This is a genomic window from Streptomyces aurantiaciflavus (assembly GCF_049808595.1).
GTDB lineage: Bacteria > Actinomycetota > Actinomycetes > Streptomycetales > Streptomycetaceae > Streptomyces.
Window position 1 is genome coordinate 46170 of record NZ_JBNCAQ010000017.1, and the last position, 23055, is coordinate 69224.

General features: G+C 72.0%; 22 protein-coding genes. 12 read left to right on the forward strand and 10 right to left on the reverse strand.

The genetic code is table 11. The annotated features are described in order from the left end of the window. The first annotated feature begins 220 nt into the window (after window positions 1-220). Window positions 221-1210 carry a 2,3,4,5-tetrahydropyridine-2,6-dicarboxylate N-succinyltransferase gene (dapD, locus tag ACPT94_RS21360; RefSeq protein ID WP_360341773.1) on the forward strand — a complete coding sequence of 330 codons (990 nt, stop codon included), beginning with the start codon at window positions 221-223 and terminating at the stop codon, window positions 1208-1210. Window positions 1211-1267: 57 nt separating this feature from the next. Here the strand turns inward: dapD and ACPT94_RS21365 are convergent, their stop codons facing one another. Further along, complete coding sequence (locus ACPT94_RS21365) at window positions 1268-1771, reverse strand: HAD domain-containing protein (protein WP_360341714.1); 504 nt, start codon at window positions 1769-1771, stop codon at window positions 1268-1270. Window positions 1772-1838: 67 nt separating this feature from the next. Further along, window positions 1839-2738: a 4-hydroxy-tetrahydrodipicolinate synthase gene (dapA, locus tag ACPT94_RS21370; protein WP_425246562.1), complete on the reverse strand. Its 900-nt coding sequence runs from the start codon at window positions 2736-2738 to the stop codon at window positions 1839-1841. Between the two features lie 204 nt (window positions 2739-2942). Between dapA and ACPT94_RS21375 the strand changes: the two genes are divergently transcribed. Genes ACPT94_RS21375 through ACPT94_RS21390 form a run of 4 tightly spaced genes read left to right on the forward strand, consistent with a single transcriptional unit; the run spans window position 2943 to window position 4884 of the window. After that, entirely contained in the window at window positions 2943-3083 is a 141-nt protein-coding gene (locus ACPT94_RS21375) for a hypothetical protein (protein WP_425246563.1), read from the forward strand. Further along, window positions 3080-3766 (forward strand): hypothetical protein, encoded by a 687-nt coding sequence (locus tag ACPT94_RS21380; RefSeq protein WP_425246564.1) that lies wholly within the window; start codon window positions 3080-3082, stop codon window positions 3764-3766. The genes ACPT94_RS21375 and ACPT94_RS21380 overlap by 4 nt, the downstream gene beginning before the upstream one ends. A 54-nt stretch (window positions 3767-3820) precedes the next feature. Further along, a complete protein-coding gene (locus ACPT94_RS21385) occupies window positions 3821-4240 on the forward strand; it encodes a phage holin family protein (protein ID WP_360341705.1) in 420 nt (139 codons plus the stop codon). Continuing rightward, complete coding sequence (locus ACPT94_RS21390) at window positions 4237-4884, forward strand: DUF3618 domain-containing protein (protein WP_425246565.1); 648 nt, start codon at window positions 4237-4239, stop codon at window positions 4882-4884. The genes ACPT94_RS21385 and ACPT94_RS21390 overlap by 4 nt, the downstream gene beginning before the upstream one ends. Window positions 4885-5121: 237 nt before the next feature. Here ACPT94_RS21390 and ACPT94_RS21395 read toward each other — a convergent pair whose 3' ends face one another. Beyond that, the gene (locus ACPT94_RS21395; RefSeq protein ID WP_360340230.1) at window positions 5122-6138 is read right to left on the reverse strand and encodes a YihY/virulence factor BrkB family protein; all 1017 of its coding nucleotides are present in this window, start codon (window positions 6136-6138) and stop codon (window positions 5122-5124) included. A 78-nt stretch (window positions 6139-6216) separates the two neighbouring features. Between ACPT94_RS21395 and ACPT94_RS21400 the strand changes: the two genes are divergently transcribed. Further along, a complete protein-coding gene (locus ACPT94_RS21400) occupies window positions 6217-6903 on the forward strand; it encodes an antibiotic biosynthesis monooxygenase (protein ID WP_360340227.1) in 687 nt (228 codons plus the stop codon). Between the two features lie 115 nt (window positions 6904-7018). Here the strand turns inward: ACPT94_RS21400 and ACPT94_RS21405 are convergent, their stop codons facing one another. Next, window positions 7019-8845: a DUF8508 domain-containing protein gene (locus ACPT94_RS21405; RefSeq protein WP_425246566.1), complete on the reverse strand. Its 1827-nt coding sequence runs from the start codon at window positions 8843-8845 to the stop codon at window positions 7019-7021. A 253-nt stretch (window positions 8846-9098) separates the two neighbouring features. On the opposite strand from ACPT94_RS21405, the gene ACPT94_RS21410 reads away from it, so the two are divergent. From ACPT94_RS21410 to ACPT94_RS21430, 5 genes are all read left to right on the forward strand, one after another. Next, window positions 9099-10532 carry a hypothetical protein gene (locus ACPT94_RS21410; RefSeq protein ID WP_360340221.1) on the forward strand — a complete coding sequence of 478 codons (1434 nt, stop codon included), beginning with the start codon at window positions 9099-9101 and terminating at the stop codon, window positions 10530-10532. A 172-nt stretch (window positions 10533-10704) separates the two neighbouring features. Next, window positions 10705-12159, forward strand: a complete 1455-nt coding sequence (locus tag ACPT94_RS21415; RefSeq protein ID WP_360340218.1) for an alkaline phosphatase PhoX — start codon at window positions 10705-10707, stop codon at window positions 12157-12159. A gap of 219 nt (window positions 12160-12378) precedes the next feature. After that, window positions 12379-13029, forward strand: a complete 651-nt coding sequence (locus ACPT94_RS21420; RefSeq protein ID WP_360340215.1) for a GntR family transcriptional regulator — start codon at window positions 12379-12381, stop codon at window positions 13027-13029. 19 nt (window positions 13030-13048) lie between these two features. Next, the gene (locus tag ACPT94_RS21425) at window positions 13049-14077 is read left to right on the forward strand and encodes a 1-aminocyclopropane-1-carboxylate deaminase (protein WP_360340212.1); all 1029 of its coding nucleotides are present in this window, start codon (window positions 13049-13051) and stop codon (window positions 14075-14077) included. Window positions 14078-14174: 97 nt separating this feature from the next. Beyond that, entirely contained in the window at window positions 14175-14750 is a 576-nt protein-coding gene (locus ACPT94_RS21430; protein ID WP_360340209.1) for a TetR/AcrR family transcriptional regulator, read from the forward strand. Window positions 14751-14839: 89 nt separating this feature from the next. On the opposite strand, the gene ACPT94_RS21435 is transcribed toward ACPT94_RS21430, so the two are convergent. After that, entirely contained in the window at window positions 14840-16045 is a 1206-nt protein-coding gene (locus tag ACPT94_RS21435; RefSeq protein WP_360340251.1) for a TerD family protein, read from the reverse strand. A gap of 244 nt (window positions 16046-16289) precedes the next feature. Between ACPT94_RS21435 and ACPT94_RS21440 the strand changes: the two genes are divergently transcribed. Further along, on the forward strand, window positions 16290-17705 hold the full coding sequence (locus ACPT94_RS21440; protein WP_425246567.1) for an FAD-binding protein: 1416 nt from the start codon (window positions 16290-16292) through the stop codon (window positions 17703-17705). Window positions 17706-17801: 96 nt separating this feature from the next. On the opposite strand, the gene ACPT94_RS21445 is transcribed toward ACPT94_RS21440, so the two are convergent. The 5 genes from ACPT94_RS21445 to ACPT94_RS21465 all read right to left on the reverse strand — a co-directional run bounded on the left by ACPT94_RS21445 (window position 17802) and on the right by ACPT94_RS21465 (window position 22800). Beyond that, a complete protein-coding gene (locus tag ACPT94_RS21445) occupies window positions 17802-18791 on the reverse strand; it encodes a zinc-dependent alcohol dehydrogenase family protein (RefSeq protein ID WP_425246568.1) in 990 nt (329 codons plus the stop codon). Next, window positions 18788-19630, reverse strand: a complete 843-nt coding sequence (locus ACPT94_RS21450; protein ID WP_360340200.1) for a carbohydrate ABC transporter permease — start codon at window positions 19628-19630, stop codon at window positions 18788-18790. Before ACPT94_RS21450 ends, ACPT94_RS21445 begins: the two co-directional genes overlap by 4 nt. Further along, a complete protein-coding gene (locus tag ACPT94_RS21455) occupies window positions 19627-20565 on the reverse strand; it encodes a carbohydrate ABC transporter permease (RefSeq protein WP_360340197.1) in 939 nt (312 codons plus the stop codon). The genes ACPT94_RS21450 and ACPT94_RS21455 overlap by 4 nt, the downstream gene beginning before the upstream one ends. After that, a complete protein-coding gene (locus ACPT94_RS21460) occupies window positions 20562-21932 on the reverse strand; it encodes an ABC transporter substrate-binding protein (RefSeq protein ID WP_360340194.1) in 1371 nt (456 codons plus the stop codon). The genes ACPT94_RS21455 and ACPT94_RS21460 overlap by 4 nt, the downstream gene beginning before the upstream one ends. Window positions 21933-22017: 85 nt before the next feature. Next, complete coding sequence (locus ACPT94_RS21465; RefSeq protein WP_360340191.1) at window positions 22018-22800, reverse strand: DeoR/GlpR family DNA-binding transcription regulator; 783 nt, start codon at window positions 22798-22800, stop codon at window positions 22018-22020. Window positions 22801-23055: the final 255 nt, after the last annotated feature.

Sequence of the window (23055 nt, forward strand, 5' to 3'; positions counted from 1 at the left end):
CGCTGCCGTCCCTTCGTCGCTCGGGCGTCGTCGCCCCGGGGCTGCCATGCTGACACAGTCAGTTTCCAAAGGGAACTTCCCGGGGTCGAGGGACCTGAGCGCGGCCGGGCGCCCCATCCGGCACGGAGCGCACCACACCGCGCCGCACCGCACATACCGCCACCTGAGACGCCACCCCGCTGGTTAGCCTCCGCGGCCCCCCGCCGGTTAGGTTTCCCTCATGACCGACACCACTGCTCCTCGCACCACCGGCGCCGCGGCCGCCGGCCTCGCCACCGTCGCCGCCGACGGCACCGTTCTCGACACCTGGTTCCCCGCGCCCGAGCTCGCCGCCGAGCCCGGCCCGTCCGGCACCGAGCGCCTGTCCGCCGAGAAGGCCGTGGAGCTGCTCGGTGAAGGCGCCGCGAAGGCGATCGGCCCGGACGCCCGCCGTGGCGTCGAGGTGGTCGCGGTCCGCACGGTCATCGCCTCCCTCGACGACAAGCCGATCGACACGCACGACGCCTACCTGCGCCTGCACCTGCTCTCCCACCGCCTGGTCAGGCCGCACGGCCAGAGCCTGGACGGCATCTTCGGCCTCCTCGCCAACGTCGCCTGGACCTCCCTCGGCCCGGTCGCGGTCGACGACGTCGAGAAGGTCCGCCTCAACGCGCGCGCCGAGGGCCTGCACCTCCAGGTGACCTCGATCGACAAGTTCCCGCGCCTGACGGACTACGTGGCGCCCAAGGGCGTCCGCATCGCCGACGCCGACCGCGTCCGCCTGGGCGCGCACCTCGCCGAGGGCACCACGGTCATGCACGAGGGCTTCGTGAACTTCAACGCGGGCACGCTCGGCACGTCGATGGTCGAGGGCCGCATCTCCGCCGGCGTGATCGTCGGCGACGGCTCCGACATCGGCGGCGGCGCCTCCACCATGGGCACCCTCTCCGGCGGCGGCAACGTGATCATCTCCATCGGCGAGCGCTGCCTGATCGGCGCCGAGGCGGGCGTCGGCATCGCCCTCGGCGACGAGTGCGTGGTCGAGGCCGGCCTCTACGTCACCGCGGGCACCCGCGTGACGATGCCCGACGGCCAGATCGTCAAGGCCCGCGAACTCTCCGGCGCCTCCAACATCCTCTTCCGCCGCAACTCGGTCACCGGCACGGTCGAGGCCCGCCCGAACAACGCGGTGTGGGGCGGCCTGAACGAGATCCTGCACAGCCACAACTGAGCCCGGTCCGGAGCCCCGCGAGCGCCCTCCCCGCCCCACCGGCGGGCGGGCGCTTCGTCATGTCGGCAGCGCTGCGGCGAACCGTGTCAGCGTGGTGAAGTCGTCCTCTCGCAGGCCCACCCGGGGATTGACGTGGTGCAGCAGAGCCGGTGCGGGATGGTGGTGGGCGACGTAGGCCTCGTCGGCGGGTGACTGCTCGTCGTCCACCCAGGCGAAGGGACGCCCCGCGGCGTGGGCGACGAGGATCTCGGTCTTCCAGTGGACCTCGTCGTTCCGCAGGGCGAGCAGGCGGTCCCCGAAGTCGACGTACGGCAGCTCGGGCAACCCGATCACGGGAGCGATCCAACGGTTGGCCTCGCTCATCCACGTGGTGGCCCAGCACAGCTCGTAGGGCAGGGCCAGCAGAGCGGCACCGTGTCCGGGATGCAGCCACACCCGCAACGGGCGCCCGGGCCGCACGGTGGCCCTGATCGTCGTGTAGCCCTCGGGCCGCCGTTCCGGCTTGGCCGCGTACGGGTTGAGGGGGCCGTCGACGTCGAGGTAGAGCAGGGGACGACTCATCCGGTCACCGTAGGGGGACCGGATCAGGCTCCGCGCGGGATTTACGGGCGGGCATCACCTGCTGTGCTCAGGCCACGAAGCGCTCGTAGGCCCCCCGCAGCCCGTCCAGTGTCTCCGGTGCTGCCGGACGCAGCGGTGGCCGGACCGGGCCGGCCGGCAGGTCCAGTGCGTTCAGCAGCCCCTTGGCGGTCACCGTCCCGGGCAGCCCCGAGGCCATCATCAACTCGATGAGTTCCATGGCTCGTTGCTGGAGGAGCGCGGCTGCGTCGGTGTCACCGGCGTCGAACGTGTCGAGGATCGCGCGGAGTTGGCGGGGGACGGCGTTCGCGACCGTGCTGACGTACCCCGCCGCGCCCACCGCGTACAGTGCGAGGATCTGCTCGTCGCAGCCCGCGTAGTACGCCAACTCGGTGCGGGCCAGCACCTTCTGGGTGCCGAGGAGGTCGTAGGCGCAGTCCTTGACGGCGACGATCCGGGGGTGTGCGGCGAGCCGGATCATCGTCTCCGGCTCGATGCGGGTGCCGGTGCGTCCGGGAATGTCGTACAGCATGACGGGCAGCCCGGACGCGTCCGCGATCTCCCGGAAGTGTGCCTCCAGAGCGTCCTGCGGGGGCCGGCTGTAGTACGGGCTGACCACCAGCACGCCGTCCGCGCCCGCCTTCTCCGCCGCGAGGGCGAGGTCGACGGTGTGGCGGGTGTCGGCGGTGCCCACGCCCGCCACCAGGGACGCGCGGTCGCCGACGGCCGCCCGCACGGCCCGCACCAGCTCCGCCTTCTCGGCGTCCGTCGTGGTCGGCGACTCACCCGTCGTCCCGGACAGGACGAGCCCGTCGCAGCCCTCCGCCACCAGCCGAGCGGCGAGCCGCTGCGCGCCGTCGAGGTCGAGCGTGCCCGCCTCGGTGAAGGGCGTGATCATCGCGCAGAGGGCACGACCGAAGGGAGAGGCCAAGGAGCGTGGATTCGTCATGGGGGTAGTCTCGGCACGAGCATCGTGAAGCTCCACTTAAATTTTCTACGAGGTATTTGTAAGAGGCGCTGAGGTGAGGGGCCTGTGCGTGCTGGTCCGGGCTCGGCCGGCGCAGCGGCGTTCGGCGTCCTCCCACTGCCGAAACCGGCCTCATGGGTCACCATGGCGGAAGACGGTCACGGATCCCGGGTCATGGGAGGCGTCATGAAGCTCGGCAAGGCACTGGCGACCGGAGTGGCGCAGGAGCGCCCGCTCGTCATCGACGACGAACTCGACGTTCCGGAAGGGCCCGCGGAGGCGAAGGCGGCCGAAGAGGCCCCCGAAGAGGTCCCGGCCGACCGATGAGGCTGCGGCTCCCCGAGGAACGCCCCACGGAGCCGCCGACCGGACACAAGATCGCCCACCCGATGCTGTCCCAGGACGGCACCCGGGCGGGCTTCACCGGTGTGTCGCTGGGCGGCGCGCTGCCGTACGGAGTCCTGGCCGAGGCGTCCTGCGTCTACGGCCTGCGGCACCGGGCGCCGCACCGCCGCTGCGACTGCGGCTTCCACTGCGTGCACGACCGCGCGGCCGCCGAGGCGCTGCTGTGCACGGCCGAGCACCGCGCGGCCGTCCTCCTCGACGTCACGGTCCTGGGCGCCTACATCCGTTTCGAGCACGGCTTCCGCTACGCCCGCCAGCGCGTGCGTACGGCGACCGTGGGCCCCTGCGCGTGCGGCGCGCCGGCCGTCGCCCTCGTCGACGCCGGCTGGGGCAGGCCGGGCTGGCGGGCCCTGGCCCCCTCCTGCGCGACCTGCGTCGGCGCGCGGACGTCCCTCTCGCCGGCCGCGTTCGCCCGGCTGGCCGGAGAGGGCCTGCGGGTCGTGGCGGCGCCCCGGACCGGAGTCGGGGACGACACCGCGCGCGACGATCTCGGTGTGCCCGAACTCGCCGCGGAGGCGGCCCTGTTGCAGGCCCGGCTCGACTGGTTCCAGACCCAGCTGGCGAGGCTCGGCGAGGGCGGTCCCGGCGGGGGCGCCCAGGGGTAGGGGCCGCCCGCCGGGGTACCCGGGTGTTCCCGAACCGAGAGGAGGCGGAACACCGTGACCGGGACCATGGAGACCCGGCCCGTCCACGACGGGCACCACACGGTCGGCGAACTCGTCGGCCAGGCCACCGAACAGCTCTCCCGGCTCGCACGGCAGGAGATCGCCCTGGCCAAGGCGGAGCTGGCCGAGAAGGGGCGCCGCGCCGGCCGCGGCGGCGGCCTGCTCGGGGCGGCGGGCGCCTTCGCCTACGCGGGCCTGCTCGCTCTCGCCGGCACGGGCGTCGCCGCCCTCTCGCTGGCGCTGCCCGTGTGGGCCGCGGCGCTCATCGTGACGGCGGTGCTGTTCGTGATCGCCGCCGTGCTGGCCGCGACCGGCCGCGCTCAGCTGCGCCGGGCCGCACCCCCCACCCCCGAGGAAGCCCTCGGCAGCGTCAGGGCCGACGTCGAGGAGATCAGGGAAAGGGCGCACCGATGACGGACAGGACGACGGCGGACGGCAGGACGGCCGGGGCCGGGGGCCCCGCGGAACTGCGTCGGCAGATAGCGGAGACCAGGAGTCAACTCGGCAACACGGTGGAGGAGCTGGCGGCGATGACGGACATCCGTGGGCGGGCACGGGCCCGCGCGGCCGACCTCAGGGACCGGGCGGGCGCGATGACGGTCCAGCTCCGCAGCACCGCCGCCCAGGCGAGCCACACCGTCCAGGAGCGGGCGAGCCGTGCGGGCCACGCCGTCCAGGACCGGGCTAAGGGCGCGAGTCACGTCGTACAGGACAGGGCCACCCACGCGGGTCACACCGTCCAGGACCGGGCCAGGGGCGCGGGCCACGTCGTACAGGACAGGGCCACCCAGGCCGGTCACACCGTTCAGCTCAAGGCGAGGGAGGCGGGACACACCCTCCAGAGCAAGGCCGCTCACGCCGGTCACGGCATGCAGGAGCGGGCCTCCCGCGCCGGTCAGGCCGTGGAGCAGGCCCCCGCGCCACTCCGTGCGCCGGCGCAGTTCGCACAGCGGCATCCGCGCCCGGTGGTGATCGTGGCGGCGGCCGGCGTGGTGCTCGTCGCGGCGGGGATCCTGGCGCGACGCAGGGCCGCTCACTCGGGCGTGTTTCGAAAGTAGCGTCGTCTGCCCGAAGGGCAGGCCTGGCGGCGTCTGGTGCGTGCGCTCGCAAGGCGGAGGGTCGCCCCGATACTGGTTGTATCGGGGCGTCCCGACAACGTGGCGAGCGTGCGTGCCAGGCGTCGCCAGGCAGACGGGACTTTCGAAACACGCCCTAGCCGAGAGGCCCCTGCCCACACGAGAGGAAGGGCCCGGCATCCCCCCGCGGGTGCCGGGCCCTTCGCCGCCGCCGGCCGCTCAGACCGACGGCGGCGTCGGGGCCGAGCCCCCGCGGCGTGACCCGGACCACGCCGCGCGCAACCGCACCGGCCACTTCCGGATGTCCCGCGGCTCGACATACGGCTCTTCCCGCACCGCCCGCCCGTCGCGGGCGACCGCCCGTTCCCGCGCCAGCTCCGCGTCGAACTCCAGCCCCAGCAGGATCGCCAGGTTGCTCAGCCACAACCACACCAGGAAGACGACGGCACCTGCGAGGGTGCCGTAAGTCCGGTTGTACAGGGAGAAGTTGGCCGCGTAGACCGCGAAGCCGGCGGATGCCACCAGCCAGACCAGGGTGGCGAGGACGCTGCCCGGGGAGACCCAACGGAAGCCCCGTCCACGGACGTTGGGGGCGGCCCAGTACAGCAGGCCGATCATCAGCACGACCAGGAGCAGCAGCACCGGCCACTTGGCGACGCCCCACAGCGCGATCGCCGCGTCGCCGAGACCCACCAGCCGCCCCGCACGCTCGGCCAGCGGTCCGGTGAAGACGACGATCAGCGCACTGGCCGCGAGCATCAGCATCAGCGTCACGGTCAGCGCCAGCCGCAGCGGCGTCAGCTTCCACACCGGGCGGCCCTCCGGCAGGTCGTACACCGCGTTGGACGCCCGGATGAACGCGGCGACGTACCCGGACGCCGACCACAGGGCGGCGAGCAGACCGACGACCGCGAGCACGCTTCCGGTGCCGCCGCTCTCGCCGAGCTGGACCACCGCGTTCCGCAGGATGTCCCGGGCCGGTCCCGGCGCCAACTCTCCCAGATTGTCGAGGATGTGGTCCGTGGCGCGCCGTCCCACCACACCCAGCAGCGACACCAGCACCAGCAGTGCCGGGAACAGCGACAGAACGCCGTAGTACGTCAACGCGGCGGCGCGGTCGGCGAGTTCGTCGTCGAGCAGTTCCTTCGCCGTGCGCCGCGCCACCGCCCACCACGACCGTGCGGGCAACCGACCCGGACGGTCCCTGCCGTCCATGTCATCCGTGTCCTCGTCCATGACCTGCGGGTCTCCGGAAAGGGGGCCACGAACCGCGCACTTGACCTGAATCTTGGTTGAGGTTGGAGGGTGGCGCACATGACTCGTCGTACGCACACCCATCCCGATGTCGCCGACCCGCGCACCGGCGCCCCCTTCTTCAGCACCTGGCGCGTCGGCACGCCGGAGCGCCAGACCCGGGCCGTCGAGGCCGTCGCGCACGCCTGGGAGCGGCGCCCCTGGCCCTCGGCCGGCCTGCTGGGATACCACCTCTACACCGGCCACGACGGCTCCACCCTGCTCCACCACTCCCAGTGGACGACCGAGCAGGCGTACGAGGCCTTCGTCAGGACCCACCGTCAGGAACGCAACGACGAGATCGACACCGCGGTACCCGGCATCGAGCGGCTCCGGCTCGACCGCTACCGGCGGCACCGCAGCCGCGAGCGCGCCGCCGGGGACGTACGCGTCCCGGGCCTGATCGTGACCGTGCGCATCGACTTCGAACCGTCCGCCGCCGAGCACCGCGCCGACTGGGTCGACCTCGTGCTGGGTGCCGTCGCCGACGACCCGGTCGGCCACCGCGGCCTGATCTCCGCCCACTTCCACCTCGCCACCGACGGCACCCACGTCCTCAACTACGCCGAGTGGGAGAGCGCGCAGGCCTACGACGAGGCCGTGGCCGCGCCGGAGGAGGAGCCGTGGGAGCGCGTGCGGACATACCCCGGGGTGAAGGGCTTCACCGGCAGCCGGTTCACGCACGCGGCGGGCCTCGTCCCCGACTGACCGGACCGCACCGCGCCGCGCACACGGGCGCGGAGGCGGACGAGGCAGTGCGGCGGTGCCGGCTGAACGGCGTGTTCCGCCGGCACCGGTCGAAGCCGCCTACGGCCGGCGCGCCTTACGGCTTGAAGCGCAGCACCTGCGGGTCGTGGTCGCTGATCTGGTCGTTGAACTCCGAGTTGATGTGCACGCTGTCGTACTCGAAGTCGCAGCCGCGCCGGATCGACGGGCTGACCAGGATCTGGTCGAGGACCTGGGCGTTGCCCTGGTAGACGTAGGAGTAACGCTCGCTCTTCGGCAGCGACTTGATCGCCGACCACAGCTCGCCGTCACCCTCGAGGATCCTGGCGGTGTCGGAGAACTCGAAGTCGTTGATGTCGCCGAGGGCTATGACGTCCGCGTTCTTCTGGGTGTCGAGGACGTCCTTGACGAAGGCGTTCACGAGCGCGGCCTGCTGGTGGCGCTGGGTCTCCGAGCTGCGCGCCACCGGCTGGTACTGCGAGGTCAGGGCCTGGTCGCCGCCCTTGGAGTTGAAGTGGTTGGCGATCACGAAGACCGTGCGGCCGCGGAAGACGAACTCGCCGACCAGCGGCTTGCGGCTGGAGTTCCAGGCCGCGTTCGCCGGGTCGATCCGGCCGGGGGAGACGGTGAGGGCGGCCTTGCCGCGGACCGTCGTGACGCCGACGGCGGTCGTGGCGTCACCGCCCGCGCGGTCGGTGAAGGAGACGCGCTCCGGGTTGAACAGGAACACCTGGCGGATGTTGCCGCCCGGCTCGCCGCCGTCGGTGTTGTTCGTCGGGTCGATCGAGCGCCAGTCGTACTTCGGGCCGCCCGCCGCGACGATCGCGTCGATCAGCTTGGTCACCGTCTGGTCGGCGGCGACCGTGCCGTCGTTCGTCGCGCCGTTGTTGTCCTGGATCTCCTCCAGCGACACGATGTCGGGCGACTTCAGGTTGTTCACGATCGCGGACGCGTGCTGTGCGAACGTCGCGTCGCCCGGGTCGAGGTTCTCGACGTTGTACGTCGCGACCGCCAGCTCGCCGTTCTTCTGCTTCTGCGTCGTCTCCCGCTCCAGGCCGGCGCTCTTCAGGGTGCCGATCTGGTTGGCGACGACGGTGTAGCCGCCGAACTGGTTGTAGTCCAGCGGGCCGGCGGTGGCGCCGGTGAGCTGGTCGCCGACGTTCGCGGCCGGGAAGTCGGCGACCTTGCCGAGCGACTGGATCTGCAGCCGGCCGGTGTTCTGGGAGTCGTAGGAGCCGTAGACCGTGCCGCCGCGGCGGTTGCGGTTCTCCCACGGCTTCACCGTGACCCACAGCTCGGTGAACGGGTCCGTGGCGCCGACCACGCGGACGTCGGAGACCTGGACGTTCATGCCCTCCAGGGACTCGTAGTAGTCCAGGGCGTACTTCCGCGGCTGCAGGGTGAGGCCGTTGATCGAGTTGTTCGCGGCGGGGTCGCCGGCCGGGGCGTACGCCGCCGGCACCGACCACGCGTTCACGACGGTCGCGGCCGGGACCGCGTTGCCGCTGGAGACGACGGTCACCGTCGGCCGGACGATCTCCGTCAGCGCCTGGTTGCCGGACGAGGTGCCGCCCGGGACGAACTCCGAGACCGTGCCGGAGACGGTGACGGCGTCACCGACGGCGACCTTCGGGGTGGAGCTGGTGAAGACGAAGACACCCTCACTGGTGGCGGGGTCGGCGTCCGGGTTCGGGTCCTGGATCCAGAAGCCTCTGGAGGAGCCGTAGGTGCGCACGCCGGTGACGATTCCGGTCACGTCCGTGACCTGCTTGCCGGCGTAGGGCGAGGTGCGGGTCGTGCCCTGGATGTCGTGGATGCGCACCGAGTCCGCGTGCGCGGGCGCGGCGATGACGACGGTGGACGCCGCGGAGCAGACGGCGGCGACGGTGAGCGCGGCGAGGCGCGCGGAAGACCTGCTAGGCAACGGGTTCCCTCCGGGGACGTGCATGAGCGCCGGGACGAGGGTGAGGCGTGGGGCGCGGACGGACGCGCGGAGAAAAACAGTGAACACCTGTCCCCCCAACTTCTACGCGCGTCAATCTCCTGCCTGGTCACGCCAGTTGTCAAGGTTTCAGCCATGTACAGGACCTGACTGGGAGATGAACCGGGCGGCATGGGTGGAAATCCGTCTAGGCTGAGTGACTGAGTGGCACGACACGTCCTAGGAGAACCAGCCGATGTCAGACAGCTCCCCCTTGCCGCCCGCACGGCTGCACCCCGAAGCGGAGCTGGCGCGCGACGCGCTGTCGACCCCGTTGTTCTCCCGTGCCGCCCGCCTCGCCCGCTGGGCCGGTCCCGACACCCGCGTCGACGCCGGCGGCGCTCTCGTCGACGAGCAACTGTCGGCCGCCGCCGAGGTGCTCGGACTGACCGGCGACGAGGCCGCCGCGTACGCGAGCGAGGCCTGGCGGATCGCCCTGGACGCCGGGCTGGTCGAGGTCACCGACGACGAGGCCGGCACCGTCACTGCCGGCGAGGACCTCGCCCTGCTGACCGGCGGCTCCCCGCACGACGTGCTCTCCGTCTGGCTCGGCGCCCTGGAGGCGGTCCTCGCCGACGCGAGCGTGCCCGACCTCGACGAGCTGATCGAAGCGATGGACGAGGGCGGCGAGGTCGACTTCTCCCAGCTCGACTGGGACCCCGAGCGTGAGGCCGCCTTCCTCGACGGCGTGCTCGGCAACCTCTACCTGCTCACCGTCGGTGAGGACACCCCCGGCGACGGCCCGGTCCCGCTGCCCGCGCTCGCCGCCTCCGTGATCCCCGGTGACATGACCGAACCCACCAACGACATACTGGAGCAGGTCTCCGAGGCGATGATGCGCCTCGACGACCAGTTCCGGCTCCTGGAGCCGATCGGCCTCGTCGTCCACCAGCCCGTGGACGAGGCACTCATGGGAGACGCCGAAGAGGCCACCGAGGAGCCCGCCGTCCCCGTCGACGACACCGACGTCTCCCGCTACGGCATGGTCCGCCTGACCCCGCTCGGCGTGTACGGGCTGCGGGCGCGCCTGCTGGCGGCCGGCTTCGAGGCGCCCGCCGTCGGCGACCTCGCCGACAAGGGCGCCGACGCCCTCCTCGACGGCAGTGCCACCTGGGGGCCGCGCGCCGCCCGCGCCGAGACCGAGCAGTGGCTCGCCCGCCGCGAACCCGTCGACGGCGCCCGCGAGTTGCTCGCCGCCGCCCGCGGCTCGGACGAGGGCGCGCCGCTGCGCCGGCTCCGCTGCCAGCAGGCCCTCTCCCTCGTCGGCGCGCAGGCCGAACCGGCCGTGCGGGAGGTCCTCGACGACCCCGAACTGGGCGGCCTCGCCCGGGTCTGGCTGACCGAGCTGGGCGCCTCCGACGTACCGGCCCCCTCCCAGGACCTGGTCTTCTGGCTCACCATCGACACGCTGGCCGCACAACTGGCCGCCGAGGGCAACTCCGAGGAACTGCGGGCCCTCGTCGAGGGGCTCGCACAGCAGCACGGCGGCTTCTTCGAGGCGGCCTGGCGGGTCGAGCACCCGGCCACCGCCGACGTGCTGGAGGCGATGGGACGCCTGCACCCGGACAAGCGGATCGCCAAGGAGGCCCGCAAGGCCGCGTTCAAGGCCCGGTCGCAGCACGGCGGTTGACCGATTCCCCGCCGGGGCGCCGTACGCTCCCCGGAATCGGTCCGTACCCATTCACGCAAGCGGGTGCCTTGCCGCCCTCTGCTGTTCAACCCCTGTTCAGACATGGGCGGGACGGTGTCGCCGACCGAGGTCCGCCACCCTCCACGGCACATCCAGCGTCTCAGGAGACACCATGTCGCTCACCCGCAGGGACTTCGCCAGAACATCCGCGGTCACCGGTGCCGGGGTCGCGCTGGCGGGCAGCGTCGGCGCCCTCGCCACCGCCCCCAACGCCCTCGCGTCCACCGACTCCGAGAGCGCGGCGGAGGAGTCGGCGGCCGCACACGGCGGGGCCGGAGTCGGCTACGGACCGCTGGTCCCCGACCCGAAGGGCATCCTCGCGCTGCCCGCCGGATTCAAGTACCGGATCATCACCTACAGCGGTAGGACGAAGCTGGAGTCGGGCGAGTTCACCCCCTCCAACCACGACGGCACGGCCACCTTCGACGGCCCCCGCGGCACCACCCTCCTCGTCAACAACCACGAGCTGAAGGGCCCGCGCGCCAACTGGAAGTACCCCGTCCCGCTCACCGACGGCCTCGTCTACGACCCGGCCGCGGCCGGCGGCTGCACGGTCGTCGAGGTGCGCCCCGACGGACAGGTCGCCGAATGGGTGGGCATCGCCGGCACCTCCACCAACTGCGCGGGCGGCCGCACCCCCTGGGGCACCTGGCTGACCTGCGAGGAGAACTCCGACCGGGCCGGCACCAACGGCATGACCAAGGACCACGGCTACGTCTTCGAGGTCGACCCCTGCGACCGGCGCGCCAACAGGAACCCCAAGCCGCTGAAGTTCTTCGGCCGCTACGACCACGAGGCCGTCGTCATCGACCCCCGGCGCGGCCACGCCTACCTCACCGAGGACGCCGCGAGCCCCAACGGCCTGCTCTTCCGCTGGACCCCGCCGAAGGGCTTCGAACACGGCCGCGGCAAGTTCCGCGCCCTCGCCGACGACGCCGGCATCCTCCAGGCCCCCAAGTGCTACGACTCCGGCGGCAAGTTCGTCGACGACCTCTCCCGCGCCACGAAGATCGGCACGGTGTACGGCGTGGACTGGGTCGACGTCCCCGACCGCGACGCCAAGACCGTCGCCGTGCGCAAGCAGTTCGCCGACGGTGAGATCACCCGCGCCCGCAAGCTGGAAGGCATGTGGTGGGCCGACGCAGGCGCGTACATCGTCTCCTCCTACGCCCGCGCGGAGAGCCCCGTCCAGCACGACGGCCAGGTCTGGTTCTACGACCCCAAGCGCCGCACCCTCACCCTCAAGGTCCTGCTCGGCGTCAACCCCGACCCGTCCAAGGACGGCGCCTTCGACGGCCCCGACAACATCACCGTCTCCCCCTACGGCGGCCTCGTGATCGCCGAGGACGGCGAGGGCGTCCAGCACCTGTTCGGCGCCACCGACAGCGGCCGCACCTACCCCATCGCCCGCAACGACCTGAACATCGGCACCGAGGAGTCGCCGGAGTACAGCGAGTTCACCGGCGTCACCTTCTCGCCCGACGGCCGGATCCTGTACGCCAACATCCAGACGCCGGGCATCATGCTGGCGATCACCGGGCCGTGGAAGCGCCAGAAGCGAGGCTGATCAGTCGGTTCGCACCCCGCGTGCCGCGCCTGCTGCTCGGGGGTCTGTCGGACGCCGCTCTCCGGATGGTCCCCCTGCTCGAGGCCGCCCGCGACGCCGACCGGCCGCGGGAGAACTGAGGCGCCTGCGGCGCTGAGCCGAACGGGGCCCGCGCACGTACTTCGGTACGGCTGCGCGGGCCCTTTCCGTACAGTGCATTGACATCTAACATTTCAGTTTGTGGAGCCTCTACGACCCGTGCCCCGCACCCTCCTCAGGGAGCGCGCGTACGCAGCCATCCGGGACGCCATCGTGACCGGGAGGATCGAGCCCGGCGCGGTGGTACGGGACGCCGACCTCGCGGAGCGGCTGGGGCTGTCCCGGGCGCCGGTGCGGGAGGCGTTCTCGCGGCTCGTCGACGAGGGGCTGCTGGAGAGCAAGCCGCAGAGCTACACCCGCGTCACCCCCGTCGTCGCCTCCGACGTGCGGGACGCGGCGGCCGTGGTGGGGGCCATGCACGAGCTGGTCACCCGGGTCGCGGTGCCCCGGCTGTTCGCGGCGGACGTCGAGGCGATGCGTACGGCCAACGGGCGGTTCGCCGCCGCGGTGGGCGCCGGCGACGTGGACGGCGCCCTGGACGCCGACGACGCTCTGCACGACGTCCTGGTCCGGGTGAGCGCGAACCGCGCGGCCGCCGCCACCATCGCCCGCTACACCCCCCTCATCCGGCGGCTGGAGCGACGGCGCTTCGGCGAGGGCGGCACCTGCCGCTCGGCCGGGCTGCACGACCGGCTGATCGAGGCCTGCGCGGCCGGTGACGTGGACGAGGCGGTCCGCGTGACGGCGGAGATCTGGCGCACCCTCGCCGACCTGGCCGACTCCGACGACTGACCCTGCTCCGGGAGGTCCCGTGTCCCTCGCCGCACCGTTCCCTTCGTACCCGCGCTACCCCCTCCTCTTCGGCCCCTCGCCCGTGCACCCGCTGGAACGGCTCACCGCCCACCTCGGCGGAGCCGCCCTCTGGGCCAAGCGGGAGGACTGCAACTCCGGGATCGCGTACGGCGGGAACAAGACCCGCAAGCTGGAGTACCTGGTCGCCGACGCCCTCGCGCAGGGCTGCGACACGCTGGTGTCGATCGGCGGGGTGCAGTCCAACCACACCCGGCAGGTGGCCGCCGTGGCCGCCCGGGCCGGCCTCAAGTGCGTGCTGCTGCAGGAGAGTTGGGTGGACTGGCCCGACTCCGTGTACGACAGGGTCGGCAACATCCTGATCAGCCGGCTCGCCGGGGCCGATGTCCGGCTGGTGCGGGCCGGGTTCGGGATCGGCTTCAAGGAGAGCTGGGAGCAGGCGTTGCGCGAGGTCGAGGAGGCCGGCGGCAAGCCGTACGCCATCCCGGCCGGCGCCTCCGACCATCCGCTCGGCGGCCTCGGCTTCGCCGGGTGGGCGTACGAGGTCGCCGAGCAGGAACGGGAGTCGGGGGTCTTCTTCGACACCGTGATCGTCTGCTCGGTGACCGGGTCGACGCAGGCCGGCATGGTCGCGGGGTTCGCGGCGCTGGAGGAGGCCGGTGGACGGCCCCGGCGGGTGATCGGCGTCGACGCCTCGGCCAAGCCCGCCGAGACCCGGTCGCAGATCGCCCGCATCGCCCACCGCACCGGCCGACTCATCGGCGTCGAGCGGGAGTTGACCGAGGATGACGTCGAGCTCGACGAGCGGTACCACGCCGGCGTCTACGGCGTCCCCGACGAGACCACGCTGGAGGCGATGCGGCTCGCCGCGCGGACCGAGGGCATGGTCACCGACCCGGTCTACGAGGGAAAGTCGATGGCCGGGCTGGTCGACCTGGTCGCACGCGGTGAGATCGGCCGTGACTCCACCGTGCTCTACGCCCATCTGGGCGGGCAGCCGGCGCTGAACGCGTACAGCGCGCTGTTCTGACCCGGTGGGAGCGAGCCGGAGCATCGCCTGTCTGGTGTCACCGGATGAAGTGGTGGACCATGCGGGAGGGAGTCCCCGGTTCGCGAGGAGTTGCTGGATGACGCAGGTCAAGCCCATGCGTGCGGACGCTCGCCGCAACTACGAGCGGTTGCTGAAGGCGGCGGCGGAGGCCTTCGCCGAGCATGGGGAGGGCGCGTCCCTCGACGACATCGCCAAGCGGGCGGGGGTCGGCTCCGGCACGCTGTACCGGCACTTCCCGACGCGTCAGGCGCTGCTGGAGGCGGCGTACGTCGACCGGATCGAGGCGCTCTCCGGGCGGGCCGACGAGCTCGGCGGGGAGCTGCCGCCGGGCGAGGCGCTGGTGGCGTGGCTGAACGAGCTGTGCGTCGGCATCATCCAGGTCCGCGGAATGAAGGCCCTGCTCGGGTCGGCCGTCACGGACGACGATGTCGCGGCGGTCACCGCGTGCGGTACGCACGTCCGGGCCGCGGCGACCCGGCTGGTCGGCGCGGCGCAGCGGGAGGGGACCCTCCGGGCGGACGTCGAGCCGATCGACGTGCTGCGCCTGGTGCACGGTGTGGCGACGGCGGCGGAACTGGCGAACGCCGACGGCAGCGGCACGCGCCGGTATGTGTCGCTGCTGACGGAGGGGTTGCGGCCGGCGAGGAGCTGAGGCCGGCGAGGAGCTGAGGCCGGCGAGGGGCTGACGACGGCGGCGGGCGCCCCGCGCAGCCGGGGCGCCCGCGGAGGTCGTACGGCTGCTCAGAGCGCCTGTGCCGCCGGCTGGACCATGTTGCGCACCGTCCGCGCCTTCACGAACTGGCCCATGGCCGTCATCTCCCACTCGCCGGAGAACTGGCGGATCAGCTTGGCCATCATCACGCCCGTCTGCGGTTCGGCGCTGGTCAGGTCGAAGCGGACGAGCTCCTCGCCGGTCGTGGCGTCCAGGAGGCGGCAGTAGGCCTTGGCGACCTCGGTGAACTTCTGGCCGGAGAAGGAGTTGACGGTGAAGACCAGGCCCGTGACCTCCTGCGGGAGACGGCCGAGGTCCACGGTGATCACCTCGTCGTCGCCCCCGCCCTCGCCCGTGAGGTTGTCGCCGGAGTGCTTGATCGCGCCGTTCACGATGGTCAGCTTGCCGAAGTAGCAGCTGTCGACGTGGTTGCGCTGCGGGCCGTAGGCGATGACCGAGGCGTCCAGGTCGATGTCCTTGCCGCGGTACGCCGGTTCCCAGCCGAGGCCCATCTTGACCTGCGAGAGCAGGGGGCGGCCGCCCTTCATCAGGGAGACCGTCTGGTTCTTCTGCAGGCTGACGCGGCCCTTGTCGAGGTTGATCTTGCCGGCGCCGGGAGCGGGGGCCGGGGCCGCCGGCGGGGCCTGGGGCATCGGCGGGGCCGGCGGGGTCACCGGGGGCTGCATGGTGGGCGCGGGCGGGGCGACCGGCTGGGCCGGGGCGACCGGAGCGGCCGGAGCGGGCTCCTCCACCGTCACGCCGAAGTCGGTCGCGATGCCGGCCAGGCCGTTGGCGTACCCCTGGCCCACCGCCCGCGCCTTCCACGCGCCGTTGCGCAGATAGATCTCCACGACCACCAGCGCGGTCTCGGCACCGAGCTGCGGGGGCGTGAACGTGGCCAGGACGCTGTTGTCGGCCGCGTCGCGGATCGTGGCCGTCGGTTCGATGCCCTGGAAGGTCTGGCCGGCGGCGTCCGGGCTGGCGGTGACGACGATCTTCTCGATGCCCGGAGGGACGGCGGCGGTGTCGACGGTGATCGCGTCGGGGGCGGTGCCGCCGCCGGAGCGGTACGTCACGCCGGGGCCGGTGGGCTGGTTGTAGAAGATGAAGTCGTCGTCGGAGCGCACCTTGCCGTCGGCGGTGAGCAGCAGGCCCGATACGTCGAGCCGCACCGGGGCGGCGACGTCCACCGTCACGCGCGCGGCGGAGAGAGGGATGTTCGAGCCGGGGGTCATAGCTGTCATGCCGGGTGAACGAGCGAGGCCGTTTTGCCGTTCCCTTACCCGCGGTGCTGCCGTGGGCGGTGGACCGGAGCACCGGGAAAACGCGGTACGCGGCGGGTGCAAGTCGCTTAGGCTGCCGTGGGTTTGAAGATTTCGTGTAGGTTGAGAGGTGGTTCTGCGCATGTCCCGCACGCCGTCGAGACGCACCGTTCCGAGACGCACCGTTCTCCGCGGACTCACGCTCTCCGGAGCAGCGGTGATCGGCTTCGATCCCGCCACCAGAAGCTGGGCCGCGACCACGTCGGAGTCCGGCGCGAAGCTGACCGGGATTCCCCGGCTGGACGGGACGCTCGTCACGGACGAGTCGTCGCTCGCCGCCGCGGCCGACGACTACGGACACATGGTGCATCACCGTCCCCTGGCCGTCCTGCGGCCGGGCTCGGTCCGGGACGTCGTCACCATGGTCCGGTTCTGCAACGAGCACTGCCTGCCGGTCGCGCCGCGCGGCCAGGGACACTCCCCGTTCGGCCAGGCGCAGGTGCAGGGTGGCCTGGTCATCGAGACCTCGCCCCTCGCGGAGATCGGTCCCGTGGGGCCGGACAGCACCACCGTCACCGTCGGCGCGGGCGCCAAGTGGAGCGACGTGGCCAAGGCCACGACCGCCCACGGCCTCACCCCGCCCGTCTTCACCGACTACCTCGAACTCTCCGTCGGCGGCACCCTGTCCGTGGGCGGCCTCGGCGGCCAGGCCCACCGGTACGGCGCCCAGGTCGACAACGTCACCGAACTGCGCGTCGTCACCGGAGCGGGCCAGCTGGTCCGCTGCTCCCCCTCCCGGCGCCCCGACCTCTTCCACGCCGTCCTGGCCGGCCTCGGCCAGTGCGGCATCATCGTCGAGGCCACCCTGCGCCTGGTGCGCGCGCCCGAGACCGTACGCCACTACCACCTGTCCTACGACGACCTGGAGACCTTCCTCGACGACCAGCGCGTCCTCGTCCAGGACGGCCGCTTCGACCACGTCGAGGGACAGGTCTTCGCCGACGCCGACGGGGCCTTCCGCGTCTACACCCTGGACGCGGTGGCCTACGGCCCGCCGGTCGGCCCCGCGCCGGACGACACGGCTCTGCTGCGCGGCCTGCGCCACGACCCCGCCGACGTCCGATACGAGGACCGGCCCTACTACGACTTCCTCGACCGGCTGGCCCCCCTCATCGCCGCCATGAAGGAGGCCGGTATCTGGACGTACGCCCATCCCTGGCTCAACCTCATGCTCCCCGGCACGTCCGCCGCGACCGTCGGCGGACGGGTCCTGGACGCCCTCACCCCGGCCGAGCTCGGCCCCGGGGGCGTCATCCTCTTCTACCCCTTGCGGCGCGACCGCCTCACCACCCCGCTGCTGCGCACCTCCGACGACGCCGTGTCGTACCTCTTCGACGTCCTGAGCGCCGCCGCGCCGGACGACACCGCCGCGATCGACCGCCTCCTGGCGGCCAACCGCTCCGCCTACGAGGCCACCGCCGAGGCCGGCGGCACCCACTACCCCGTCGGCAGCATCCCCTTCACCCCCGCGGACTGGCGAACCCACTTCGGCTCGGCCTGGCCGGCGCTGGAGTCGGCGAAGCGCACGTACGACCCGCAGGGGATCCTGGTGCCGGGCCAGGGCATCTTCTGAGCCGGCCGCGGCCCGCCCCTCGGTCCGCCCGGCCCGACTGATCAGCGGCTTTCGAGTGGTCTCCCGTTCCGGAAACGGGAGACCACGCTCGCGCTCCTACGGGATCACCACGAGCTTGCGGCCGATCCCGGACGCGAACTGCTCCAGGGCCCGGGGGTACTGCTCCAGCGGCAGACGGTCGCTGATGAAGATCTCGGGATCCAGCACCCCGTTCGCGAAGAGCTCCGCCGCCCGCTCGAAGCTGTGCAGCACCGCCATGGAGCCCGTGATGGTGATCTCCTGGTTGTAGATCCGGTACGGGTCGATCGTCACCCGTGTCGCATAGTCCGCCACCCCGAACTGCAGGAACGTCCCCGCCTTCGCCACCCGCCCCAGGCCGTCCTGGATCGCGGCCGCGTTGCCGGTCGCGTCCACCACCAGGTCCCAGCCCTGCGGGCGGTCCAGTTCGTCCGGGTCCGCCGCCGAGGCCGAGACGCCGAGCCTGCGGGCCGTCTCCAGACGAGCCGGGTTCACGTCCACCACGTCCACGCTCGCCGCGCCCGTCCGCTTCGCCAGCTCCAGCATCATCAGACCCATCGTGCCCGAGCCGTAGATCAGGACGTGGGCGCCCAGACGGGACCGCAGGACGTCGTAGCCGCGGACCGCGCACGACAGGGGTTCCACGAGGGCCGCGTCCTGGGTCCGTACGTTCTCGGGCAGCTTCACGCAGTTCGCGACGGGGGCCACCGCGTACTGCGCCGCCCCTCCGGCCGTCGTCACGCCGATCGCGGCCCACCGTTCGCAGAGGTTGTTGTGGCCCGTACGGCAGTACCGGCACTCGTAGCAGTACAGGGAGGGATCCACGGCCACCCGGTCGCCCACCGAGACCTCCGTGACCTCGGCGCCGACGCCCACCACCTCGCCCGCGAACTCGTGCCCCGGCACGATCGGCAGCTTCGGCGCGAACTCGCCCTGCAGGATGTGCAGGTCGGTCCCGCACAGTCCGCAGGCCGCGACCTCGACCACGACCTCGCGCGGTCCCGGCGTCGGGTCCGGGACCTCGGTGACGACGGCCTTGCCCACGGACTCGATGACGGCGGCCTTCATTTCACGGCTCCCAACGACAGGCCCTGGACGAGTTTGTCCTGGGCGGCGAACCCCGCGGCGAGCACCGGCAGGGAGATGACGAGCGACGCGGCGCACACCTTCGCCAGGAACAGGCCCTGGCTGGTGATGAAGCCGGTCAGGAAGACGGGGGCTGTCTCGGCGACCACGCCCGACAGCACCCGCGCGAACAGCAGCTCGTTCCAGCTGAAGATGAAGCAGATCAGGGCGGTCGCCGCGATGCCCGGCAGGGCGATCGGGGCCACCACGCGCGCGAGGACCGTCGGCAGACGTGCTCCGTCCACCCGCGCCGCCTCGATCACCGCCACCGGGACCTCGGCGAGGAACGACTGCATCATCCACACCGCGATCGGCAGGTTCATGGAGGTGTAGAGGACGACCAGCAGCCAGATGTTGTCGAGCAGGCCGGCGTTCTTCGCGAAGAGGTAGACCGGCAGCAGGCCCGCCACGGCCGGCAGCATCTTCGTCGACAGGAAGAAGAACAGCACGTCCGTCCACTTCCTCACCGGGCGGATCGAGAGCGCGTACGCCGCCGGGAGGGCCAGCAGCAGGACCAGCAGCGTCGACGCCACCGACGCCACCGTCGAGTTGATCAGCGCCGGCCAGGGGCTCGCCCCGCCGCCCGTGCCGAAGAACTCGCGGTAGCCGTCCAGGGTCAACGACGCCGTGAAGGACGGCGGGTTGGTCGCCGCGTCCTCCTCCGAGTGCAGGGAGGTCAGCGCCATCCAGGCGATGGGGAGGAAGAAGACGATCCCGGCCAGCCAGGCCAGCAGACCGAGGCCGGCGCCCTTGCGGCGGCCGAGTACGGTCGGTGCGCTCATGCGCGCGACACCTCCTCGCGGAACAGGGACGAGACGACCCGCAGGGCGAAGGTCGCGATGACGAGCGAGCCGATGACCACCAGGACGCCTGCGGCGGAGGCGAGGCCGTTCTCATGGGCCTGGTAGAAGCTCTGGTAGACGGTGTAGGGCAGGTTCGCCGTGCCCAGGCCGCCGGAGGTGATGGTGAAGACCGCGTCGAAGTTCTGGACGATGTAGATCGAGCCCAGCAACGCGCCGAGCTCGAGGTAGCGGCGCAGGTGCGGGAGCGTCAGGTGGCGGAAGATCTGCCAGTCGCTCGCGCCGTCCACCCGCGCGGCCTCGATCTGCTGCTGGTCCCGGCTCTGCAGTCCGGCCAGCAGGATCAGCATCATGAACGGGGTCCACTGCCACACCAGGGACGCCTCGACCGCGAGCAGCGGGGTGTCGGAGATCCAGTCCGGCTGTGGGCCGCCGACGTAGTGCAACAGGCCGTTGAGCAGGCCGTATTCGGGGTTGTAGAGCACGTGCTTCCACAGCAGGGCCGCTGCCACCGGGACCACCAGGAACGGGGCGATCAGAAGCGTGCGGACGACGCCCCGGCCGCGGAACCTCCGGTCGAGGAGCAGGGCGAGGGCCAGGCCCAGGACCAGGCTGGCCAGCACCACCGCCACCGTCAGCAGCACGGTCGTCCACACCGACTGGCGCAGGTCCGCGTCGGTCAGCACCTGGCGGTAGTTGTCGAGGCCGGTGAAGCGGCGGGCGTCGGGGTAGAGGGCGTTCCAGTCGAAGAAGGAGATCACCAGCGTGGCCACGAACGGGAGCTGGGTCACGGCGATCATGAAGATCAGGGCGGGCAGGAGCGGGGCGCGAGTGGCCCAGGCGCGCAGCCGGGCGGAAGGCTGCCGGGTGGCGCGGACGGGGGCGGTGGCCATGGGGGCCGTCGTCGTGGCGGTCATCGTCCCTCGTACTCCTCGGAGATCCGCTCGGCGAGCTGCTGGGACTTCTTCAGGGCCGACTCGACGGACTGGCGTCCGGCGATGGCCGCGCTGATCTCCTGGGAGACCTTGGTGCCGAGGTCGGTGAACTCGGGGATGCCGACGAACTGGATGCCGGGGGCCGGACGCGGCTGGACCCCCGGGTCGTTGGGCCTCGCCCCCTCGATGGCCTCCTTCGTCATCTCCTGGAAGGCGGCGGCCTCCCTGACGTAGGCCGCGTTCGTGTACGTCGACGCGCGTTTGCCGGCGGGGACGTCGGCCCAGCCGATCTGCTCGCCGACCAGTTCCTCGTACTGCCTGCCCGAGGCCCAGGAGACGAACTTCCAGGCCTTGTCGGGGTTGCGGGAGGCCTTCTGGATGCCCCAGGCCCAGGTGTAGAGCCAGCCGGAGGAGCGGGTCTTCTCGACGGGGGCGGGGGCGTAGCCCACCTTGCCCTTGACCGGGGACTTCGCCGCTTCCAGGGAGCCGGCGGCGGAGGTGGCGTCGTACCACATGGCGACCTTGCCCTGGGTCATGTTGTTCAGGCACTCGGCGAAGCCGGACTGGGCGGCGCCGGACTCGCCGTGCTCGCGGACGAGGTCGACGTAGAACTTCGTCGCCTTCTCGAACTCGGGGGAGTCCAGCCGGGCCTTCCAGTCCTTGTCGAACCAGGTGCCGCCGAAGGTGTTCACGACGGTGGTGAGGGGTGCCATGACCTCGCCCCAGCCGGGCAGGCCGCGCAGGCAGATGCCCTTCATGCCGGGCTCGGCGCCGTCGAGCTTCGCGGCGAGGTCCGCCACCTGGGTCCAGGTGGGGTGCGCCGGCATCGTCAGGCCTTTCTCGGCGAAGACGTCCTTGCGGTACATCAGGAAGGACGACTCGCCGTAGAAGGGCTGGCCGTAGAGCTTGCCGTCGTCTGCGGTGAGGGACTCGCGCATCGGCTCGAGGACGTCCTGCTCGTCGTACGACGGGTCCTTCGCGACGTAGGAGTTCATCTCGTGCAGCCAGCCGTTGCGGGCGTAGATCGGTATCTCGTAGTTGGAGAGCGTCGCGACGTCGTACTGGCCCGCCTGGTTGGCGAAGTCCTGGCTGATCTTGTCGCGGACGTCGTTCTCGGGCAGGACGGTGAAGTTGACCTTGATGCCGGTCTGCCGGGTGAAGTGGGCGGCGGTGAGCTTCTGCAGCTCGGTCATCTGGGGGTTGTTGACCATCAGGACGTTGATGGAGTCGCCGCCGGAACCGGACCCGCCCGCCCCGACCCAGCAGCCGGAGAGCAGCGGGGCGAGCAGCGTCCCGGCGGCGGCCGTGGCGAGCGTCGCTCGCGGCCTCCGTCGGCTCGGGATACGCATGGATCGCTCCTGGATATGGGGGGATATCGGGAGATAAAGGATGTACGGGGCAAGGGGGTGCCCCATGGGGGAGTGAGGTGGATTCTCAGACCCTGACGACCTGGGGTCCCAGCAGCGAGTACCGGTGGGCCTCGGACGCCGGCAGCAGGGTGCTCGTCACGATCGCCTCCAGCGTGCCGACCTCGGCGAACCGGCAGAAGCTGACCGCTCCGAACTTGGTGTGCACGCCCGCGAACACCGTGCGGCGCGCGGCCCGCACGGCCTGCGCCTTGACCTCGCCGACGGCCGGGTCGGGGGTGGTCAGGCCGTGCTCGCGGGTGATGCCGTTGGCGCCGATGTAGGCGAGGTCGACGACGAAGCCGGACAGCATCTTCGTCGTCCAGTGGTCGACGGTCGCCAGGGTCCCGGCGCGGACCCGGCCGCCCAGCAGCAGGACCGAGACGTTGCCGGCCTCCGCGAGCGTGCCCGCGACCGGCAGGGACGCGGTGACCACGGTCAGCGGCCGGTCCCTGGGCAGTGCCTCGGCGATGAGCTGCGGGGTGAAGCCCTCGTCGACGAAGACGGTCTCGGCGTCCCCGAGGAGTGCGGCCGCGGCGGCCGCGATGCGGCGCTTCTCGGGCACATGGCTGGTGGCGCGGAAGGCGAGCGTCGTCTCGAAGCCGGCGCTCTCCACGGGATAGGCGCCGCCGTGCGTGCGGCGCACCAGACCGTGGTCCTCCAGAGCGCGCAGATCCCGCCGTACCGTCTCCTTGGCCACGCCCAGTTCGACGGCGAGCGCGGCCACGTCGACCGAGCCGGTGGCGCGCGCGACCCGCACGATCTCCCGCTGGCGCTCCTCCGCTGTTCTCGGAGCCTCGTTCGGCGTCATGCCGTCACCTCGCTTCCCCTCCTGCGGTGCCCGTTCGGGCCCGGTGGGGCCCATGGGGGAAGTTCTACAGCGGGGGTGCGGCACTGACCAGGTCTGTTGCGGGCCCGATGTCGCCCGTCTGCGCCCGTTTGCCGCGGGCCGTGCCCGCCGCGGACCTGCACGGCTGTGGCGCGGGGCGCGGGATCGGGCAGCGCGGCTGCCCGAATGCGGCGGCGGGCGGGCCCGTTCGGTGCCCGCCCGCCGCCGCGAACGATG

Coding starts and splice junctions, on each gene's coding strand:
- dapD (WP_360341773.1), top strand. CDS start 221: ATGACCGACACCACTGCTCCTCGCACCACCGGCGCCGCGGCCGCCGGC.
- ACPT94_RS21365 (WP_360341714.1), bottom strand. CDS start 1,771: ATGAGTCGTCCCCTGCTCTACCTCGACGTCGACGGCCCCCTCAACCCG.
- dapA (WP_425246562.1), bottom strand. CDS start 2,738: ATGACGAATCCACGCTCCTTGGCCTCTCCCTTCGGTCGTGCCCTCTGC.
- ACPT94_RS21375 (WP_425246563.1), top strand. CDS start 2,943: ATGAAGCTCGGCAAGGCACTGGCGACCGGAGTGGCGCAGGAGCGCCCG.
- ACPT94_RS21380 (WP_425246564.1), top strand. CDS start 3,080: ATGAGGCTGCGGCTCCCCGAGGAACGCCCCACGGAGCCGCCGACCGGA.
- ACPT94_RS21390 (WP_425246565.1), top strand. CDS start 4,237: ATGACGGACAGGACGACGGCGGACGGCAGGACGGCCGGGGCCGGGGGC.
- ACPT94_RS21395 (WP_360340230.1), bottom strand. CDS start 6,138: ATGGACGAGGACACGGATGACATGGACGGCAGGGACCGTCCGGGTCGG.
- ACPT94_RS21400 (WP_360340227.1), top strand. CDS start 6,217: ATGACTCGTCGTACGCACACCCATCCCGATGTCGCCGACCCGCGCACC.
- ACPT94_RS21410 (WP_360340221.1), top strand. CDS start 9,099: ATGTCAGACAGCTCCCCCTTGCCGCCCGCACGGCTGCACCCCGAAGCG.
- ACPT94_RS21415 (WP_360340218.1), top strand. CDS start 10,705: ATGTCGCTCACCCGCAGGGACTTCGCCAGAACATCCGCGGTCACCGGT.
- ACPT94_RS21430 (WP_360340209.1), top strand. CDS start 14,175: ATGACGCAGGTCAAGCCCATGCGTGCGGACGCTCGCCGCAACTACGAG.
- ACPT94_RS21435 (WP_360340251.1), bottom strand. CDS start 16,045: ATGACCCCCGGCTCGAACATCCCTCTCTCCGCCGCGCGCGTGACGGTG.
- ACPT94_RS21445 (WP_425246568.1), bottom strand. CDS start 18,791: ATGAAGGCCGCCGTCATCGAGTCCGTGGGCAAGGCCGTCGTCACCGAG.
- ACPT94_RS21450 (WP_360340200.1), bottom strand. CDS start 19,630: ATGAGCGCACCGACCGTACTCGGCCGCCGCAAGGGCGCCGGCCTCGGT.
- ACPT94_RS21455 (WP_360340197.1), bottom strand. CDS start 20,565: ATGACCGCCACGACGACGGCCCCCATGGCCACCGCCCCCGTCCGCGCC.
- ACPT94_RS21460 (WP_360340194.1), bottom strand. CDS start 21,932: ATGCGTATCCCGAGCCGACGGAGGCCGCGAGCGACGCTCGCCACGGCC.
- ACPT94_RS21465 (WP_360340191.1), bottom strand. CDS start 22,800: ATGACGCCGAACGAGGCTCCGAGAACAGCGGAGGAGCGCCAGCGGGAG.